Origin of the sequence: Pseudomonas grandcourensis (genome assembly GCF_039909015.1) — a bacterium.
GTDB classification, from domain to species: domain Bacteria; phylum Pseudomonadota; class Gammaproteobacteria; order Pseudomonadales; family Pseudomonadaceae; genus Aquipseudomonas; species Aquipseudomonas grandcourensis.
This window is the reverse complement of the sequence record NZ_CP150919.1, coordinates 4,714,617-4,733,145: the sequence shown is the minus strand read 5'-3', so window position 1 is coordinate 4,733,145 and position 18,529 is coordinate 4,714,617. Positions and strand designations below refer to the sequence as shown.

The window sequence follows — 18,529 nt, the reverse complement described above, 5'->3', positions numbered from 1 at the left end:
CGCGGGTATAAACCGCGTCTCGTTGTTTTGTCGGACTTTTCCACCATGAGCTTCAGCCCTTTGATTCGCCAACTGATCGACGCCCTGCGAATTTTGCCAGGCGTGGGTCAGAAAACCGCCCAGCGCATGGCGTTGCAGTTGCTCGAGCGTGACCGCAGCGGCGGCTCGCGCCTGGCGCTGGCCCTGAGCCAGGCCATGGAAGGGGTCGGTCACTGCCGCTTGTGCCGTACGCTGACGGAAGATGATCTGTGTCCGCAATGCGCCGATACCCGTCGCGATGACACCTTGCTCTGCGTGGTGGAAGGCCCGATGGACGTCTATGCGGTGGAGCAGACGGGTTTTCGCGGGCGCTATTTCGTGCTCAAGGGGCATCTGTCGCCGCTCGACGGCTTGGGGCCGGAAGCCATCGGCATTCCGCAGTTGATGGTGCGGATCGAAGAGGCTGGCACCTTCGCCGAAGTCATCCTGGCCACCAACCCGACCGTGGAAGGTGAAGCCACGGCGCACTACATCGCCCAATTGCTCAGCAGCAAAGGCCTGATTGCCTCGCGTATCGCCCACGGCGTACCGCTGGGTGGCGAGCTGGAACTGGTGGATGGCGGAACGCTGGCGCATTCGTTTGCCGGGCGTAAGCCGATCACTCTGTAATTTGTGTTGTTCGGGCTGACGCCTTCGCGAGCAGGCTCGCTCCCACAGGGGGTCTGCGGTGCACACAAAACCGATGTAGGAGCGAGCCTGCTCGCGATAAGGGCACCTCGGTCTACCTGACTCACACAATATTGTTGAAAACCAAGCAAGCGCTCGGTTAACTTCACTGACCCCTTCAGTGGAGCTCGCCGATGTCTGCCTTTCAGGAATACTTCGACCCCAGCCACCAATTGGTCCGTGACAGCGTCAGACGTTTCGTCGAACGCGAGATCCTTCCTGATATCGACCAGTGGGAAGAAGCCGAAAGCTTTCCTCGCGAGCTCTACCTCAAGGCCGGCGCGGCAGGGATTCTCGGCATCGGCTACCCGGAGGCTTACGGAGGCAGTCACGAAGGGGATCTGTTTGCCAAGGTTGCCGCCAGTGAAGAGTTGATGCGCTGCGGTTCAGGCGGTCTGGTTGCCGGCCTGGGCTCGCTGGATATCGGCTTGCCGCCCATTCTCAAGTGGGCCCGACCCGAAGTACGAGATCGTGTGCTGCCCCAGGTGCTGTCGGGAGAGAAGATCAGCGCCCTGGCCATCACCGAGCCTGGGGGCGGTTCCGACGTCGCCAACCTGCAAACCCGTGCCGTGCGCGACGGCGATTTCTACCGGGTCAGTGGCAGCAAGACCTTTATCACCAGCGGCGTGCGCGCGGATTTCTATACCGTCGCGGTGCGAACAGGCGAGCCGGGTTTCGGTGGCATCAGCCTGCTGCTGATCGAGAAGGGCACGCCCGGTTTCACCGTAGGACGGCAGCTGAAGAAAATGGGCTGGTGGGCGTCAGACACCGCTGAACTGTTCTTCGATGATTGCCGGGTGCCTGCAGGTAACCTGATCGGCGCCGAGAACATGGGCTTTGCCTGCATCATGGGCAACTTTCAGAGCGAACGCCTGGCCCTGGCGTTGATGGCCAACATGACTGCACAGCTGGCGCTGGAAGAGAGCCTGAAATGGGCGCGCCAGCGCGAAGCCTTTGGCAAGCCGATCGGCAAGTTTCAGGTGATCAAGCATCGCCTCGCCGAGATGGCGACCGCGCTGGAAGTGTCCCGGGAATTCACTTACCGCCAGGCGGCGAAAATGGCGGCGGGGCAGAGCGTGATCAAGGAGATTTCCATGGCCAAGAATTTTGCGACGGATACCGCAGACCGGATCGTCACCGATGCGGTGCAGATACTCGGTGGGCTGGGTTACATGCGCGAGAGTCTGGTGGAGCGGCTGTACCGCGACAACCGGATCCTGTCGATTGGCGGCGGGACGCGGGAAGTGATGAACGAGATCATCAGCAAGCAGATGGGGCTTTGAACCGATCTTGAATTTACTGGTGTTGCCGCTGACGCCATCGCGAGCAAGCTCGCTCCCACAGTGTTCTTTGTCATGCACAAGATTTGTGTACGCCGCAGATTCCTGTGGGAGCGTGGCTTGCCCGCAATGGCGTCAGGACAGGCGCCGCTTACTTATCGCTCAACGCAAACTGCGTCAGGCAGAACGTAGGAATGCCCATGTCTTCCAGACGCTGCGAGCCGCCCAGTTCCGGCAGATCGATGATCGCCGCCGCTTCATGCACCCGGGCGCCCATGCGGCGGATCAGGTTGGCGGCGGCAATCAGGGTGCCGCCGGTGGCGATCAGGTCATCGAACATCACCACCGAATCCCCTTCACACAGGCTGTCGGCGTGCACCTCCAGGAAGGCTTCGCCGTATTCGGTCGCATAGCCCTCGGCCAACACTTCAGCCGGCAGTTTGCCTTGCTTGCGGAACAGCACCAGCGGCTTGTTCAACTGATAGGCCAGCACCGAACCGATCAGGAAACCACGGGCGTCCATCGCGCCGATGTGGGTGAAGTCAGCCTCGACGTAACGGTGGGCGAAGCTGTCCATCACCAGGCGCAGGGCCGTGGGCGACTGGAACAGCGGGGTGATGTCGCGAAAGATCACACCCGGTTTCGGGAAGTCGATGACAGGGCGGATGAGGGATTTGATGTCGAAGGAGTCGAAGACCATCGTGGTGTCCTGGCAGGGCTGCAAACGATGCAGTATAACGGCGGCTGAACCGTTTCGCTCAGCCGCAATGGTTTGTATCAGCCTTCCAGCGAGCCACCGGCCAGGGCGCACAGCTGGATCGGGTCGATAATCCGGATTTCCTTGCCTTCCGCCGCAATCAGCTCGTTTTGCTGGAAGCGGGTAAAGACCCGGGACACGGTTTCCACCGCCAGGCCCAGGTAGTTGCCGATTTCGTTGCGCGACATGCTCAGGCGGAACTGATTGGCGGAAAAACCCCGGGCGCGGAAACGTGCCGAAAGGTTGACCAGGAAGGTGGCGATGCGTTCGTCGGCGGTTTTTTTCGACAACAGCAGCATCATCTGCTGGTCGTCACGGATTTCGCGGCTCATCACCCGCATCAGTTGACGGCGCAACTGCGGCAATTGCAGGGCCAGTTCGTCGAGGCGTTCGAAAGGAATTTCACACACCGAGGTGGTTTCCAGGGCTTGTGCCGACACCGGGTGCTTTTCGGTGTCCATGCCCGACAGACCGACCAGTTCGCTGGGCAGGTGGAAACCGGTGAGCTGTTCTTCACCGGTGTCGCTCAGGCTGAAGGTCTTGAGGGCGCCAGAACGGACTGCGTAGACAGAATCGAAGGTATCGCCCTGGCGAAACAGAAATTCGCCTTTTTTCAGCGGCCGGCCGCGTTTGACGATTTCGTCCAGCGCATCCATGTCTTCCAGATTCAACGAAAGTGGCAGGCAAAGAGGGGCCAGGCTGCAATCCTTGCAATGGGCTTGATTATGAGCGCGCAGTTTTACTGGCTCGGACATTTCTTCAATCCTTGTGGGAATTCACACATAAGACGTAAGGGTAACTCACCCGAGGACATTGAGGCCAGTCTGTGGCGCTTTTGTCGCAGCGCACTAGATCACCCGTGAAAACCGTTGCCGGTTGTGTTGCTCCAGGTACGCGTCGAACACCATGCACACCGAGCGCACCAGCAGCCGCCCGGCGGGCAGGACGGTGATCCTGTCGCGATCGAGTTCGATCAGCCCGTCTTTGGCCATGTCTTGCAACTGGGGCCAGAGATCGCCGAAGTAGCCCCGGAAATCGATGTTGAAGGCCTGCTCGATGTCGGCGTATTCGAGACTGAAATTGCAGATCAATTGCTGGATGACCGCGCGCCGCAGGCGGTCATCGGCGTTGCACAGCAGGCCGCGGCTGGTGGCCGGTTGCATGGATGCAAGGAGGTTCTGGTATTCGGTCAGGTCGCTGCTGTTCTGGCAGTACAGGTCGCCGATCTGGCTGATCGCCGACACGCCGAGGCCGATCAGATCGCAATGACCGTGGGTGGTGTAGCCCTGGAAGTTGCGTTGCAGGGTCGATTCTTCCTGGGCAATCGCCAGTTCATCGTCGGGCAGGGCGAAGTGGTCCATGCCGATGTAGCGGTAGCCGGCGCTGATCAGCTGCTCGATGGTGCGCTGCAGTATTTCCAGTTTCTGCGCGGGTGTCGGCAGTTCATTGCTGTTGATGCGCCGTTGGGGCAGGAAGCGTTCCGGCAGGTGGGCGTAGTTGAACACCGATAACCTGTCCGGTTGCAGGTTGATGACCTCTTCGACGGTGCGGGCGAAATTCTCCGGTGTCTGTCTCGGCAGGCCGTAGATCAGGTCGATATTGATCGAGCGAAACTGCAAAGTGCGGGCCGCATCGATCACCGCGCGGGTTTCTTCCAGGCTTTGCAGGCGATTGACTGCACGTTGCACCGCCGGGTCGAGGTCTTGCAGGCCGATGCTGACCCGATTGAAACCCAGTTCCCGCAGCAGGCCCATGGTCGACCAGTCTGCTTCGCGCGGGTCGATCTCGATGCCGTAGTCGCCGGAGTCGTCGTCCAGCAAATTGAAGTGTTTGCGCAGATGCGCCATCAACTGGCGTAGTTCGTCGTGGCTGAGAAAGGTCGGTGTGCCGCCACCGAAGTGCAGTTGCTCGACTTTCTGCGTGGGGTCCAGGTGGCAGGCGATCAACTGGATTTCCTGCTCCAGACGCTGCAAATACGGCTGCGCCCGGCCGCGATCCTTGGTGATGACCTTGTTGCAGGCGCAGTAATAGCAAATGTTCGCGCAGAACGGCACGTGCACGTACAGCGACAACGGCCGCTGGGCCTTGCGGCTGTCGCGCAGGGCATGGAACAGGTCGAAGGTGCCGACCTGGCTGTTGAATTGCACGGCGGTCGGATACGAGGTGTAGCGGGGTCCCGCCAGGTCATAACGGCGGATCAGATCGGTGTCCCAACGAATGGCGTCGAGCATCATGCGGGCATTCCCCGGATAGGCTGGCAGTGTCAGCCACTTTATGCGAGGGCGGGGTGGGGCATCTTGATTTGCATCAAGAGTGGTTGTTGGCATTGATGGGTTTTTGTGGCGAGGGAGCTTGCTCCCTCGCCACAATGTCAGTGCCCCATGAGCCAATGCTGATGCGGCCCCGGCAAGGTCCAGATGCCGAACAGCATCACCAGCAATCCGCCCGCCATCCGCACGCTGCGCTTGCGCAACAATGCAGTGATGCGCTCAGCGGCAAGGCCTGTCGCCAGCAGCACCGGCCAGGTGCCGAGCCCGAACGCGAGCATCAACAAGGCACTGTCCAGCGCGTTGCCCTGGCTGGCCGACCATAGCAAGGTGCTGTAGACCAGGCCACACGGCAACCAGCCCCAGAGCGCGCCCAGCAGCAGTGCGCGCGGAACGCTCGACACCGGCAGCAATCGGTTGGCGACTGGTTGTATATGCCGCCACAGGCCGCGACCGAGGCTTTCGATTCGGGTCAGGCCGCTCCACCAGCCCGCCAGGTACAGGCCCATGGCAATCAGCAGCAAGCCGGCGAGGATACGCAGGAACATCGCCGCCGGGCTGCTGGCCACGGCCCAGCCGGCCAGGCCGATCAGCAGTCCGGCGCAGGCATAGCTCAGAATCCGGCCCAGGTTGTAGGCCAGCAGCAGGCGAAAGCGGCGGCTGCGTTGTTCCTTGGGAATCGCCAGGGTCAGCGCGCCCATCAAGCCGCCGCACATGCCCAGGCAATGCCCGCCGCCGAGCAAGCCGAGGATTACCGCAGACACCAGCAGTGGCGCCAATTCAAGCATGGGGCGGGGCCTTGTCGTCCGTTTTGGCCGGTTGGCCGCTGGCCTCATCGACGGCGGCGGTGTGGTTCGGGTCCTGGTCGTCGAACAGGATGCTGTGGGCCGGGCCGTCGAGGTCGTCGTACTGACCGCTGTCCACCGCCCAGAAGAAGATATAGACGGCGATGGCCACGATCAGCAGCGCAGCGGGAATCATCACGTAAAGAGCTGGCATCTGGACTCCATGCCCGCGCGGCTCAGGCCGGCAGCGGGCGGGTTTCTGGCGTGGTGCCGGGGGCGGGCGCGCTCGGCATGCGAGTCAGGCGCAGCGCGTTCAACACCACGGTCAACGAACTGATCGACATGCCCACCGCCGCCCATACCGGGGTGATCCAGCCGAGGGCGGCGAAGGGCAACATGAGGCCATTGTACAGCCCGGCCCACAACAGGTTCTCGATAATGACCCGACGGGTGCGCCGCGCCAGGCTGAAGGCTTGCACCAGCGCGTCGAGGCGGTTGGACAGCAGCACGGCATCGGCACTGGTTTTCGCCAGATCGGTGGCCGAGCCCATGGCGACGCTGATATCCGCAGCCGCCAGCACCGGCACGTCATTGACCCCGTCCCCCAGCATCAACACCTTGCGACCTTCTTTGTGCAGTTGTTGCAGGACTTGCAGTTTATCGTCCGGACGCAAGCCGCCACGGGCTTCGTCGATACCGAGTTCCGCCGCCACGCTGGCGACCATCGGCGAGCTGTCGCCGGACAACAGCAGCGTGCGCCAGCCACGTGCCCTGCACGCGGCCAGCAACGCGGGCGCATCGGCACGCAAGCGATCATCGAGGACGAACCAGGCCAGCGGCTCCTGGCTGTCGCCAAGCAGCAGCCATTGGCCGGCTTCTTCGGGCATCGACGGCACCATGGCGCCGCTCAGTTCGCAGACGAAACGCGGTTGGCCGATGCGCAGGCGGCGCCCTTCAACCAGCCCCTCCAGGCCAAGGCCCGGTGTGCTGTGGACTTCTTCGGCAGCCATCGGCGCACGACCGAAAGCGCGGGCGATCGGGTGTTCGGAGCGGTTTTCCAGGGCGGCGGCGAGGCCCAGGCATTGATCGCTGTCGAGCGTGCTGAGGGGGCGGATTGAACGCAGCGCCAGGCGACCTTCGGTGAGGGTCCCGGTCTTGTCGAAAATCACTGTGTCGATCTGATTGAGACCTTCGAGCACGTGGCCGCGAGTCAACAGCAGTCCTAGTTTGTGCAGCGTGCCGGTGGCAGCGGTGAGGGCGGTCGGTGTGGCCAGTGACAACGCGCAAGGGCAAGTCGCTACCAGCATCGCCAGCACAATCCAGAATGCCCGCGATGAGTCCAGTTCCCACCACAACAGGCCAATCGCGGCGGCAGCGATCAGCGACAACAACAGGAACCATTGCGCGGCGCGGTCGGCGATTTCCGCCAGTCGCGGCTTTTCGGCCTGGGCACGATCAAGCAGGCGAACGATGGCCGAGAGGCGAGTGTCCTGGCCCAGGGCCAGGACCTCGACGGTCAGTGCGCCTTCGACGTTCATTGTGCCGGCGGTGACCGCGTCGCCGAGGGTACGTGGTTGCGGCAGGTATTCGCCGGTCAGCAGCGACTCGTCGACACTCGACTGGCCGTCGAGGATCTTGCCATCAGCGGGGAGAATGGCGCCCGGATGAACCAGCACCTGATCGCCGACACGCAGCTCACTGAGCAGAATGCGTTCGCTCTGACCATCGGCTGTCAATCGCAGGCACGAGGCGGGCAATAGATTTACAAGCTGCGCGGTGGCGGCGGCGGTGCGTTCGCGGGCGCGGCGTTCCAGATAACGCCCGGCCAGCAAGAACAGGGCAAACATGCCGACGGCATCGAAATACAGTTCGCCAACCCCGGTGATCGACGTCCAGATCCCGGCGATGTAGGCGCTGCCGATGGCCAGCGACACGGAAACGTCCATGGTCAGGTGGCGGGTGCGCAGATCGCGCATGGCGCCTTTGAAAAACGGCGCGCAGCTGTAGAACACGATCGGGGTGGTGAGGAACAGCGCGACCCAGCGCAGGATGGTGTGCAGTTCGGGGCTGAGGTCGATGTTGAATTCTGGCCAGGTGGCCATGGTTGCCATCATCGCCTGGAACCACAGCAGCCCGGCCACGCCGAGCTGGCGCAGGGCCAGGCGGTTTTCGCTGGCCAGTTGTTCGCTGGCGCGGTCGGCCTGATACGGGTGTGCGGCGTAACCGATCTGGCGCAGTTCGCTGAGGACCTTGCTCAGCGGTAATTGCCCATCTGCCCAGCGTACGTGCAGGCGATGGTTGGACAGGTTCAGACGCGCTTCGGCTACGGCAGGCAAGGTGCGCAGGTGTTTTTCGATCAGCCAGCCGCAAGCGGCGCAACTGATGCCTTCCATCAATAGCGTGGTTTCAGCGAGTTCGCCTTCGTGGCGAACGAAGGGTTGCTGCACATCGGCACGGTCGTACAGCGCCAACTCGTCCACCAGTTGCACCGGCAGCGCTTCGGGATTGGCCGAGGCTTCGCTGCGGTGCTGGTAATAGCTTTCCAGGCCACCGGCGACAATGGCTTCGGCCACGGCCTGGCAACCCGGGCAACAGAATTCGCGGGTTCGCCCCAGGACCGCAGCGGTGAAGCGGCTGCCGGCCGGGACGGGCAGGGCGCAGTGGTAGCAGGGGAGTGGGGTGGTGGTCATGGAGTATTCACTGGTACTGCTGAATCTCTATCGTCGGATAGGGCCTCATCGCGAGCAAGCTCGCTCCCACAGGCATCGTTGGTGTACTCAGGTTCTGAGCATGGCGCTGATCAACTGTGGGAGCGAGCTTGCTCGCGATGCGCGAAGCGCAGCTTTTACTTCTTCAGGTCTTCGGCACCTTGCAGCGGTTCATCGCCCAGCAGCAGATCCTTGTCATGGCTGACCGATTCCTCTTCGAACATGCGCCAGATGTGCTCGTCCTGAGTGCCAAGCAACTCGACAAAACGCCGGCCTTCGATCTTGTCGCTCAACTGTCCGATGTAGCGGCCCTGTTCGGTTTCGCTGCGGGTCAGGGTGATCTTGCGATCCTTTTCCGGCTGGGTCGGCGAGATCAGGTTCAGTTCCAGGGTCTTGGGCTGGCTGTCGCCGCTCAGGCGCAGGTCAACCTCGCCGGTCATGCCATCGAGATGAACACTGGCGCGCATTTTCAGGGTCTGGGCCAGCAACTCGCGGTCGAGGGAGCGGTTGATGCCTTTGCCGGCCTCGTAGTAGTTGTCGTTGACCAGGTTGTCCGGGTTGTTCACCGCGATGGTCACCATGGACAAGGTCAGGGTCACCGAGCAGGCCAGGATCCCGATGATGATCCACGGCCAGAGGTGCTTGTACCAGGGACTTGCGGCAGTTGCTGCGGGCATGTTCAGTTCTCTCAACGATTCTGTGGGCCGATGAACCGGCTCTTGGCTTCAATGTGGACGCTTTCGTCATCGGCGTCCTTGAGGATGAATTTCACCTCGTTGGTGCTCGACGGCAGTTTTTCCGGTGCGACGGACAGTTCGACAGGCTGGCTGACGATGTCGCCGGCCGCGACCTTGATCTCGCGTCGACCCTGCAATTTGAGATCCGGCAGGCCGGAGGCGTCGAGCAGGTAGGTATGGTCGCGCTGGTCCTTGTTCATGATTTTCAGGCTGTAGACGTTTTCGATCCGGCCTTCGGCGTTCTCGCGGTACAGCACGCGGTCCTTGCTGACATCGAACCCCACCAGCGCACGCATGAAGAACGCCGTCACCAGCAGGCTGATCATCGCCAGCAGCACGATGGCATAGCCAATCAGGCGCGGACGCAGTTTATGGGTTTTCTGCCCGGACAGGTTGTGCTCGGTGGTGTAGCTGATCAGCCCGCGCGGGTATTCCATCTTGTCCATGATGGCGTCGCAGGCATCGATGCAGGCGGCGCAACCGATGCATTCGATTTGCAGGCCGTCGCGGATGTCGATGCCGGTCGGGCAAACCTGGACGCACATGGTGCAGTCGATGCAGTCGCCCAGGCCCTGGGCCTTGTAGTCGATGCCTTTTTTACGCGGGCCACGGCCTTCGCCACGGCGCGGGTCGTAGGAAACGATCAGGGTGTCCTTGTCGAACATCACGCTCTGGAAGCGTGCGTACGGGCACATGTAGATGCACACCTGTTCGCGCAACCAGCCGGCGTTGCCGTAAGTGGCGAGGGTGAAGAAACCGACCCAAAAGTACGACCAGCCATCTGCCTGGCCGGTGAAGAAGTCGAACACCAGTTCGCGGATCGGCGAGAAGTAGCCGACGAAGGTCATGCCGGTGACGAAGCCGATCAGCAGCCACAGGCTGTGTTTGCTGAACTTGCGCAGGAGCTTGTTGGTGCTCATCGGCGCCTTGTCGAGCTTGATGCGTTGGTTGCGGTCACCCTCAGTGACTTTTTCGCACCACATGAAGATCCAGGTCCAGACGCTTTGCGGGCAGGTATAGCCGCACCAGACCCGTCCGGCGTACACGGTGATGAAGAACAGGCCGAAGGCGGCGATGATCAACATGCCGGACAGCAGAATGAAATCCTGAGGCCAGAAGGTGGCGCCGAAAATGAAGAACTTGCGCTCCGGCACGTTCCACCACACGGCCTGATGACCGCCCCAGTTCAGCCACACCGTGCCGAAATACAGCAGGAACAACAGGGCACCGCCGGTCATCCGCAGGTTGCGAAACAGGCCGGTGAAGGCGCGGGTGTAGATTTTTTCCCTGGAGGCGTAGAGGTCGACGCTGTTGTTCGCGTTCTTGGTGGGCGGAGTGACGTCGTGTACCGGAATCTGGTTGCTCATCATTGCATCCCACGGCAGTGGAAAAATGCCTCGGTCAGTACGTGCCGACCGCGGTCAAAAAGAGGTGTTGCAGTGGCGCAATGATACGCCTGTCGCTCTAGCCTGCGGGTGCGACCTTTGGTCGCGTTGGGGAAAAATCATGAATGGTGTAGCAGATGTAACAAAACATGATGCAGGTCAATTGACTATAGACGATTTACCCTTTTTCTTCGTCGATCCTCGACGGGTACTTTGGTTGACGGGTTAGCCAAAGTCTGCTGGGTAAAGAACAAGTGCTTTTAACTTGCGTAATACTTTGAGATTAATGGTGGATGGATCTTTAGTATTGAATTGCCTATGTTGGCTGTGCGGCAGTAATTAAGTTAAGTCGCAGTATTGCAAGTCGGATAATAAAAAATCTACTTAAGGAGAAGTTGAAGATGTCTAATAAAAATGAAACTGACGCTCAAGAAATTCAGCCTGATATGCCAGCAACTGCAGCCGGTCAGACGCCTGATACAGACTGCACGATTCCTGGGCCGACCATGACCGTGGAAACTGCTGTGCCTACGGTGCAAGGCGCTCGCACGAAACGCTCTACAGACAAAATACGAAGCGGTGGTATGGATAGTCTGGGTGGCGGTAATCTTCCTTGATTGCAGTTCATGTTCATGAACGCAAAGTGCAATCATGAATACCTGAATAAACGGCTTCGCCATGAGAACTGGTGGGGCCGTTTTTTTATTTGCATTGGTTGTGTTTATTTGTTTGGTGGGTTTTCATTTTTCTGGTCTGTGAGTGTTTTTTTGTTGTAATAGCGCAAGTTGCCAAAAGGGCAGTGGGTGCTGATGAGGTGATATTGAATGAACGAGACTGCTGTAAGCAAATAAGCGGCCGACAAGGCTTTAAATGAAAACGGCCCCGCAAATTCACATTGGCGGGGCCGTTTTTGTTGCTTCAAGCGTTTGCCTTACTCGGCGTCCGCTGCCTTCTCACCGTGAGACAGGCTGTAGACGTAAGCGGCCAGCAGGTGAACCTTGTCGTTACCTTGCAGCTGCTCTTGCGCAGGCATCTGGCCCTGACGGCCGTAACGGATGGTCTGCTGCAGTTGAGCGAAGCTCGAACCGTAGATGAACGCTGCCGGGTGGGTCAGGTTAGGTGCGCCCATCGCTGGGGTGCCTTTGCCTTCCGGACCGTGGCACGCCACGCAGTTGGTTGCGAACAGTTTCTGCCCGGCAACCGGGTCGGCCTTGGCGCCTTCCGGCAGCTTGCGGCCATCGAGGTTGGTCAGGACAAACGCGGCCACGTCGGCCACGCCTTGCTCGCCAATCACTTCAGCCCACGCAGGCATCACCGCATGACGGCCGCCCATGATGGTGGTCTTGATGGTTGCCGGCTCGCCGCCCCAACGCCAGTCGGCGTCGGTCAGGTTAGGGAAGCCGTAGGCGCCCTTGGCGTCGGAACCGTGGCAAACCGAGCAGTTGGAGGCGAACAGGCGGCCACCCATCTTCAGGGCTTGCGGGTCCTTGGCCACTTCTTCGATTGGCATGGCCGCGAACTTGGCGAAGATCGGACCGAACTTGGCGTCCGACCTGGCCATTTCCTTTTCCCACTCGTGAACGCCGGTCCAGCCGGTCTGGCCGTTGGCGAACGGGGTCTGCTTCTCGTTGTCGAGGTAGCCGTAACCCGGCAGCAGGCCTTTCCAGTTACCCAGGCCCGGGTACAGCGCCAGGTAGCCCAGTGCGAAGATGATGGTGCCCACGAACAGCATGAACCACCATTTCGGCAGCGGGTTGTCGTACTCCTCGATGCCATCGAAGGAGTGCCCGACGGTCTCGTCTGTCTGTTCGCTGCGCTGGCCCTTGCGGGTCGACAGCAGCAGCCAGGTCAGGGAAAAGATCGTACCGAGACTGAGGACTGTGACGTACAGACTCCAGAATGTAGTCATTCTTTGTTACTCCTAGAAGCTTGCTCGACGTGCTTGATGGCTTCGGGATCATCCGCGAAAGGCAGCAAGGTCGCGTCTTCAAACTCCGACTTGCGCTTGGGACTGAACACCCACAGTGCCAGTCCGATGAAGGCCACCATCACGACAACGGTGCCCAGGCCACGAATCATCCCGATATCCATCTAATTCACCGTTTGCTTTTGATGATGGTGCCCAGGCCTTGCAGATAGGCCACCAGCGCGTCCATTTCGGTTTTGCCCTTCACAGCATCCTTGGCGCCGGCGATGTCTTCGTCGGTGTAAGGGACGCCGAGCGTGCGCAAGACTTCCATTTTCTTGGCGGTGTCTTTGCCGTCGAGCTTGTTTTCCACGAGGAACGGGTAGGCCGGCATTTTCGACTCAGGCACTACGTTGCGCGGGTTGTACAAGTGCGCACGCTGCCAGTCATCGGAGTAACGACCGCCGACGCGGGCCAGGTCCGGACCGGTACGCTTGGAACCCCACAGGAACGGGTGGTCCCAGACGCTTTCACCGGCGACCGAGTAGTGGCCGTAGCGTTCGGTTTCAGCACGGAACGGACGGATCATCTGCGAGTGGCAGCCGACACAACCGTTGGCGATATAAACGTCCCGGCCTTCCAGTTCAAGGGCGGTGCGGGGCTTCATGCCCTCGACCGGCTTGTTGGTGACATCCTGGAAAAACAGCGGAACGATCTGGGTCAGGCCGCCGATGCTGACGGCGATGACCATGAAGAAGGCCAGCAGGCCAATATTCTTCTCGACTGCTTCATGCTTCATCAGTGAGCTCCAACTACGGCAATCTGTTCGGCGGCTTTGGCTTCAGCCGGGTTCGAGGCGCGTACGGTACGGAATACGTTGTAGGCCATGAACAGCATGCCGGTGGCGAAGAATGCACCGCCCAGGGCGCGGACGATGAAGCCCGGGTGGCTGGCTTGCAGCGCTTCGACGAAGGAGTAGGTGAGGGTGCCGTCATCATTGATTGCACGCCACATCAGGCCCTGGGTGATGCCGTTGACCCACATCGAAGCGATGTAGAGCACGGTACCGATGGTCGCGAGCCAGAAGTGGGTGTTGATCAGGCCGGTGCTGTGCATCTGCGCACGGCCGAACAGTTTCGGGATCATGTGGTAGATCGCGCCGATCGAGATCATCGCCACCCAGCCCAGAGCGCCGGCGTGTACGTGGCCGATGGTCCAGTCGGTGTAGTGCGACAGGGAGTTCACGGTCTTGATGGCCATCATCGGGCCTTCGAAGGTCGACATGCCGTAGAACGCCAGGGAGACCACCAGGAAGCGCAGGATCGGGTCGGTGCGCAGCTTATGCCAGGCGCCCGACAGGGTCATCATGCCGTTGATCATGCCGCCCCAGCTTGGCGCCAGCAGGATGATCGACATTGCCATGCCCAGCGATTGTGCCCAGTCCGGCAAGGCGGTGTAGTGCAGGTGGTGCGGACCGGCCCAGATGTACAGGGTGATCAGCGCCCAGAAATGCACGATCGACAGGCGATAGGAGTAGATCGGACGCTCGGCCTGTTTCGGCACGAAGTAGTACATCATCCCCAGGAAACCGGTGGTCAGGAAGAAGCCCACGGCGTTGTGGCCGTACCACCACTGGATCATCGCGTCCGTCGCACCCGAGTAGGCCGAGTAGGACTTGAACAGGCTGACCGGCAGCGACATGTGGTTGACGATGTGCAGCATCGCGGTCACGACGATGAACGCGCCGTAGAACCAGTTACCCACATAGATGTGCTTGGTCTTGCGCTTGACGATGGTGCCGAAGAACACCAGACCGTAGGTGACCCAGACAATGGCCAGCAGAATAGCCAGGGGCCATTCCAGTTCCGCGTATTCCTTGGTGGTGGTGAAACCCATCGGCAAGGTAATGATCGCGCCGACGATCACCGCTTGCCATCCCCAGAAGGTGAAGGCGGCGAGGCTGTCGGAAATCAGTCGCGTTTGGCAGGTTCGCTGCACGACGTAATAAGAAGTGGCAAACAGTGCACATCCACCGAAGGCGAAAATCACCAGGTTGGTGTGCAGCGGGCGCAGGCGTCCAAAGCTCGTCCATGGCAGACCGAAGTTCAACTCCGGCCAGACCAGTTGCGAGGCGATGAAGACACCGAGCCCCATGCCAAGGATCCCCCAGACCACCGTCATGATGGCGAACTGGCGGACTACCTTATAGTTATAAGCAGTCGGACTGATTGCTGTGCTCATTCTAAGGTTCCACGGTTTGGGTGTTTTATTAGGATTAAAAATCGGCCGCAAGTATGGAGAAAGCAGGGGGTCATTGCAACGCGCCATGACCTGGGTCAATGCTTTCAAAAGCTGATTCTGCGGCCTTTCCATGCACCGCGTAAGGACAAAATTGCCCACGGGCAAAACGTCCCGGCGGACTGATCAGGCGAGGGGGTCAGGTCGGATGTAACGGGGTGTGTTCAAACGCAACGTTTGGCTGACCGAAGGCAACTGGCGCGACAGCCGGTATCTACCAGCCTTTGCGGCCTGTCATCGGGCAGATTCGTCGAACACATCGTTCAGGGTCGACCTGGAACCGGCACCGGCCAGTCCGCATCGGGGGAAGCTTAGACCCGAATCCGGTGATCCGAAAGAAAGTCTGTGCGAGGGTGCGACAATGGGTCGCAAAGGGGCAGGGAACTGCCGCATCCGGGAGAATGCGGCAGCAGAGCGGTCGGGATTTATTTGCGGTTGTCTTCAGCCTGCAGGCGCTCGGTATTCAAACCGTGGGACAGGCTGTACACATACGCGGCCAGCAATTGCACCTTGTCATTGCCGAGCAGTTCGTTCTGCGCCGGCATATGGCCCTGGCGGCCATGCCGAATCGTCTGTTCAAGCTGCGTCAGGCTCGTCCCGTAAATGAAGCCGGCCGGGTGCGTCAGGTTCGGCGCGCCCATGGCTTCGGTGCCCTGGCCGTTAGCCCCATGGCAGGCGACACAGGTGGTGCTGAAGGCTTGCTGTCCGGCTTGAACGTCGGCTTTGCTGTCGGCGGGCAACGGCAGGCCGGCCAGATCATGGCGCACATAAGCGGCGACGTTTTTCACACCTTCCTCCCCCAGGACTTCACCCCAGGCCGGCATCATCGCCATCCGGCCACCCATGAGGGTGGTCTTGATGGTTTCCGGGTTGCCGCCCCAGCGCCAGTCGCTGTCGGTCAGGTTGGGGAAGCCGTAGGCACCCTTGGCGTCCGAGCCGTGGCACACCGAGCAATTGGAGGCGAACAGGCGGCCGCCCATTTTCAGCGCTTGCGGGTCCTTGGCCACTTCTTCCACGGGCATCGCCGCGAATCTGGCGAAGATCGGCCCGAACTTCGTGTCAGCCTTGGCCATTTCCTTTTCCCATTCGTGCACGCCGGTCCAGCCGTTTTCGTAGCCGGGGAGGATGCCTTTCCAGTTGCCCAGGCCCGGATAGAGGATCAGGTAGCCGACGGCGAATACCAGGGTGCTGGCGAACAGCATGAACCACCATTGCGGCAACGGGTTGTCGTACTCCTCGATGCCGTCGAAGCTGTGGCCCATGGTCTGGTCGACGCTGCCCTTGGTTTCACCCTTGCGGGTGCCGATCAGCAGCCAGGTCAGGCCGATCAGGCTGCCGATGGTCAGTACGCAGATCCACGTACTCCAGAAGGTGGTCATGGCCGGGTACTCCTTGTTGCTGGTTCTTCAGTGATGTCGGGTTGCGGCTCGTCGGCGAACGGCAGCAGGCGCGCTTCGGCGAACTCCGGGCTGCGCTTGCTGTTGAATACCCACAGGGTCAGGCCGACGAAGGCGATGAAGACAACGACGGTGCCTAAGCCACGGATCATTCCAGTGCTCATCTCAACAACCATGGCTCACCTCTTGCTCTTGATGGCAGTGCCGAGCACTTGCAGGTAGGCGACCAGTGCATCCATCTCGCTCTTGCCCTTGAGGGAGGCGACGGCGCCGGTGATGTCTTCGTCGGTGTACGGCACGCCCAGGGTGCGCATGGCCTTGATCTTGGTTTCGGTATGACTGCTGTCGAGTTGGTTGGCCACCAGCCACGGGTAGGCCGGCATCTTCGACTCCGGCACGACGTTGCGCGGGTTGTACAAGTGCGCACGGTGCCAGTCATCCGAGTAGCGCGCGCCGACCCGCGCCAGGTCCGGCCCGGTGCGTTTCGAGCCCCACAGGAACGGGTGATCCCAGACGCTTTCGCCGGCCACCGAGTAGTGCCCGTAGCGCTCGGTCTCGGCGCGGAACGGGCGGATCATCTGCGAGTGGCAGCCGACGCAGCCTTCACGGATATAGATATCGCGACCTTCCAGTTGCAGTGCGGTGTAGGGCTTCATGCCTTCCACCGGTTTGTTGGTCACGTCCTGGAAGAACAGCGGGACGATCTGGGTCAAGCCACCGATGCTCACGGCCAGGATCATCAGCAGCAGCAACAGGCCGACGTTTTTCTCGATAGTTTCGTGTTTCATGGCGGACTCCTCAGGCCATCTGCGCGGCAGCGGCGACTTCGGCAGGCTGCGAGGCCCGCACGGTGCGCCAGGTGTTGTAGGCCATCAGGAACATGCCGCTGAGGAAGATCGCGCCACCCACCAGCCGCACGACGAAGCCAGGGTGGCTGGCCACCAGGGTTTCGACGAAGGAGTAGGTCAGCGTGCCGTCCTCGTTCACCGCACGCCACATCAGGCCCTGGGCGATGCCGTTGACCCACATCGAGGCGATGTACAGCACGGTGCCGATGGTGGCGAGCCAGAAGTGCGCGTTGATCAGGCCGATGCTGTGCATCTGCTCGCGGCCGAAGATTTTCGGGATCATGTGGTACAGCGCGCCGATGGAAATCATCGCTACCCAACCCAAGGCACCTGCGTGTACGTGGCCGATGGTCCAGTCGGTGTAGTGGGAGAGGGCGTTGACCGTCTTGATCGCCATCATCGGCCCTTCGAAGGTCGACATGCCGTAAAACGCCAGCGACACCACGAGGAAACGCAGGATCGGGTCGCTGCGCAACTTATGCCAGGCGCCCGACAGGGTCATCATGCCGTTGATCATCCCGCCCCAGCTCGGCGCCAGCAGGATCAGCGACATCACCATGCCCAGCGACTGCGCCCAGTCCGGCAGCGCGGTGTAGTGCAAGTGGTGCGGACCGGCCCAGATATAGAGTGTGATCAACGCCCAGAAGTGCACGATCGACAGGCGATAGGAGTAAACCGGGCGCTCTGCCTGTTTCGGCACGAAGTAATACATCATCCCGAGGAAACCGGCGGTGAGGAAAAAGCCTACGGCGTTGTGCCCGTACCACCATTGCACCATCGCGTCGGTGGCGCCGGAGTACAGCGAGTAGGACTTGGTGAAGCTGACCGGCAATTCCATGTTGTTGACGATGTGCAGGATCGCCACGGTGATGATGAACGCACCGAAGAACCAGTTACCGACATAGATGTGCTTGGTCTTGCGCTGCATGATCGTGCCGAAGAACACGATGGCGTAGGCGACCCAGACGATGGTGATCAGGATGTCGATCGGCCATTCCAGCTCGGCGTATTCCTTGGAACTGGTGTAGCCCAGCGGCAGGCTGATGGCTGCCAACAGAATCACCAGTTGCCAGCCCCAGAAACAGAACGCGGCAACTGCGGGAGCAAATAAGCGTGTTTGGCACGTCCGTTGTACGGAGTACAACGAACTGGCGAACAGTGCGCAGCCGCCAAAGGCGAAGATCACCGCGTTGGTGTGCAGCGGGCGCAAGCGGCCGAAGCTGGTCCACGGCAAATTGAAGTTGAGTTCGGGCCAGACCAACTGGGCAGCGAGAAAAACCCCGAGCCCCATGCCGACGATGCCCCACACCACCGTCATAATGGCGAATTGGCGGACCACCTTGTAGTTGTAGGCGGTACTGATAGAAGTGTTCATGGTTCCCCATCCACGGTTCAGCCGAAGTGAGCGCGTAGCGCAAGGCAGTGCACCCTTCGGCCGGAGTTATAGGCAGACTAA

Annotated in this window: 19 protein-coding genes; 3 read left to right on the top strand and 16 right to left on the bottom strand. The window is 60.7% G+C overall.

Translation table 11 applies throughout. The features are described 5' to 3' along the window. Nucleotides 1–45: 45 nt before the first annotated feature. The gene (gene recR, locus AABM52_RS21190) at nucleotides 46–648 is read left to right on the top strand and encodes a recombination mediator RecR (protein ID WP_347907728.1); all 603 of its coding nucleotides are present in this window, start codon (nucleotides 46–48) and stop codon (nucleotides 646–648) included. 191 nt (nucleotides 649–839) lie between these two features. Further along, on the top strand, nucleotides 840–1,988 hold the full coding sequence (locus tag AABM52_RS21185) for an acyl-CoA dehydrogenase family protein (RefSeq protein ID WP_347907726.1): 1,149 nt from the start codon (nucleotides 840–842) through the stop codon (nucleotides 1,986–1,988). A 148-nt stretch (nucleotides 1,989–2,136) separates the two neighbouring features. Here the strand turns inward: AABM52_RS21185 and AABM52_RS21180 are convergent, their stop codons facing one another. The 8 genes from AABM52_RS21180 to ccoG all read right to left on the bottom strand — a co-directional run bounded on the left by AABM52_RS21180 (nucleotide 2,137) and on the right by ccoG (nucleotide 10,606). Further along, a complete protein-coding gene (locus tag AABM52_RS21180) occupies nucleotides 2,137–2,685 on the bottom strand; it encodes an adenine phosphoribosyltransferase (RefSeq protein ID WP_008050206.1) in 549 nt (182 codons plus the stop codon). Nucleotides 2,686–2,762: 77 nt separating this feature from the next. Then, entirely contained in the window at nucleotides 2,763–3,497 is a 735-nt protein-coding gene (gene fnr / locus AABM52_RS21175) for a fumarate/nitrate reduction transcriptional regulator Fnr (RefSeq protein ID WP_046041331.1), read from the bottom strand. 93 nt (nucleotides 3,498–3,590) lie between these two features. Continuing rightward, the gene (gene hemN / locus AABM52_RS21170) at nucleotides 3,591–4,973 is read right to left on the bottom strand and encodes an oxygen-independent coproporphyrinogen III oxidase (protein WP_347912663.1); all 1,383 of its coding nucleotides are present in this window, start codon (nucleotides 4,971–4,973) and stop codon (nucleotides 3,591–3,593) included. Between the two features lie 140 nt (nucleotides 4,974–5,113). Further along, a complete protein-coding gene (locus tag AABM52_RS21165) occupies nucleotides 5,114–5,797 on the bottom strand; it encodes a sulfite exporter TauE/SafE family protein (RefSeq protein WP_103394973.1) in 684 nt (227 codons plus the stop codon). Continuing rightward, nucleotides 5,790–6,008: a cbb3-type cytochrome oxidase assembly protein CcoS gene (gene ccoS, locus AABM52_RS21160; protein ID WP_056721958.1), complete on the bottom strand. Its 219-nt coding sequence runs from the start codon at nucleotides 6,006–6,008 to the stop codon at nucleotides 5,790–5,792. Before ccoS ends, AABM52_RS21165 begins: the two co-directional genes overlap by 8 nt. Nucleotides 6,009–6,030: 22 nt before the next feature. Continuing rightward, on the bottom strand, nucleotides 6,031–8,484 hold the full coding sequence (locus AABM52_RS21155) for a heavy metal translocating P-type ATPase (protein ID WP_347907722.1): 2,454 nt from the start codon (nucleotides 8,482–8,484) through the stop codon (nucleotides 6,031–6,033). A gap of 155 nt (nucleotides 8,485–8,639) precedes the next feature. Beyond that, nucleotides 8,640–9,179, bottom strand: coding sequence for a FixH family protein (locus tag AABM52_RS21150; RefSeq protein ID WP_347907720.1), 540 nt, complete (start codon nucleotides 9,177–9,179; stop codon nucleotides 8,640–8,642). An 11-nt stretch (nucleotides 9,180–9,190) separates the two neighbouring features. Further along, a complete protein-coding gene (gene ccoG / locus AABM52_RS21145; RefSeq protein WP_347907718.1) occupies nucleotides 9,191–10,606 on the bottom strand; it encodes a cytochrome c oxidase accessory protein CcoG in 1,416 nt (471 codons plus the stop codon). A gap of 419 nt (nucleotides 10,607–11,025) precedes the next feature. Between ccoG and AABM52_RS21140 the strand changes: the two genes are divergently transcribed. Next, entirely contained in the window at nucleotides 11,026–11,241 is a 216-nt protein-coding gene (locus AABM52_RS21140) for a hypothetical protein (protein ID WP_347907716.1), read from the top strand. A gap of 314 nt (nucleotides 11,242–11,555) precedes the next feature. On the opposite strand, the gene ccoP (AABM52_RS21135) is transcribed toward AABM52_RS21140, so the two are convergent. The 8 genes from ccoP (AABM52_RS21135) to ccoN (AABM52_RS21100) form a co-directional block, all read right to left on the bottom strand. Beyond that, nucleotides 11,556–12,533: a cytochrome-c oxidase, cbb3-type subunit III gene (gene ccoP / locus AABM52_RS21135; protein ID WP_347907714.1), complete on the bottom strand. Its 978-nt coding sequence runs from the start codon at nucleotides 12,531–12,533 to the stop codon at nucleotides 11,556–11,558. Continuing rightward, a complete protein-coding gene (locus AABM52_RS21130) occupies nucleotides 12,530–12,715 on the bottom strand; it encodes a CcoQ/FixQ family Cbb3-type cytochrome c oxidase assembly chaperone (RefSeq protein ID WP_003175465.1) in 186 nt (61 codons plus the stop codon). The genes ccoP (AABM52_RS21135) and AABM52_RS21130 overlap by 4 nt, the downstream gene beginning before the upstream one ends. A 5-nt stretch (nucleotides 12,716–12,720) precedes the next feature. Then, nucleotides 12,721–13,329, bottom strand: coding sequence for a cytochrome-c oxidase, cbb3-type subunit II (gene ccoO / locus AABM52_RS21125; protein WP_009042961.1), 609 nt, complete (start codon nucleotides 13,327–13,329; stop codon nucleotides 12,721–12,723). After that, nucleotides 13,329–14,771, bottom strand: a complete 1,443-nt coding sequence (ccoN, locus tag AABM52_RS21120; RefSeq protein WP_046041350.1) for a cytochrome-c oxidase, cbb3-type subunit I — start codon at nucleotides 14,769–14,771, stop codon at nucleotides 13,329–13,331. Before ccoN (AABM52_RS21120) ends, ccoO (AABM52_RS21125) begins: the two co-directional genes overlap by 1 nt. 482 nt (nucleotides 14,772–15,253) lie before the next feature. Then, entirely contained in the window at nucleotides 15,254–16,207 is a 954-nt protein-coding gene (ccoP, locus tag AABM52_RS21115; protein ID WP_347907712.1) for a cytochrome-c oxidase, cbb3-type subunit III, read from the bottom strand. After that, nucleotides 16,204–16,401 (bottom strand): CcoQ/FixQ family Cbb3-type cytochrome c oxidase assembly chaperone, encoded by a 198-nt coding sequence (locus AABM52_RS21110; protein WP_347907710.1) that lies wholly within the window; start codon nucleotides 16,399–16,401, stop codon nucleotides 16,204–16,206. The genes ccoP (AABM52_RS21115) and AABM52_RS21110 overlap by 4 nt, the downstream gene beginning before the upstream one ends. A 3-nt stretch (nucleotides 16,402–16,404) precedes the next feature. Further along, entirely contained in the window at nucleotides 16,405–17,013 is a 609-nt protein-coding gene (gene ccoO / locus AABM52_RS21105; RefSeq protein WP_008020035.1) for a cytochrome-c oxidase, cbb3-type subunit II, read from the bottom strand. Between the two features lie 10 nt (nucleotides 17,014–17,023). Continuing rightward, a complete protein-coding gene (ccoN, locus tag AABM52_RS21100; RefSeq protein ID WP_347907707.1) occupies nucleotides 17,024–18,448 on the bottom strand; it encodes a cytochrome-c oxidase, cbb3-type subunit I in 1,425 nt (474 codons plus the stop codon). Nucleotides 18,449–18,529: the final 81 nt, after the last annotated feature.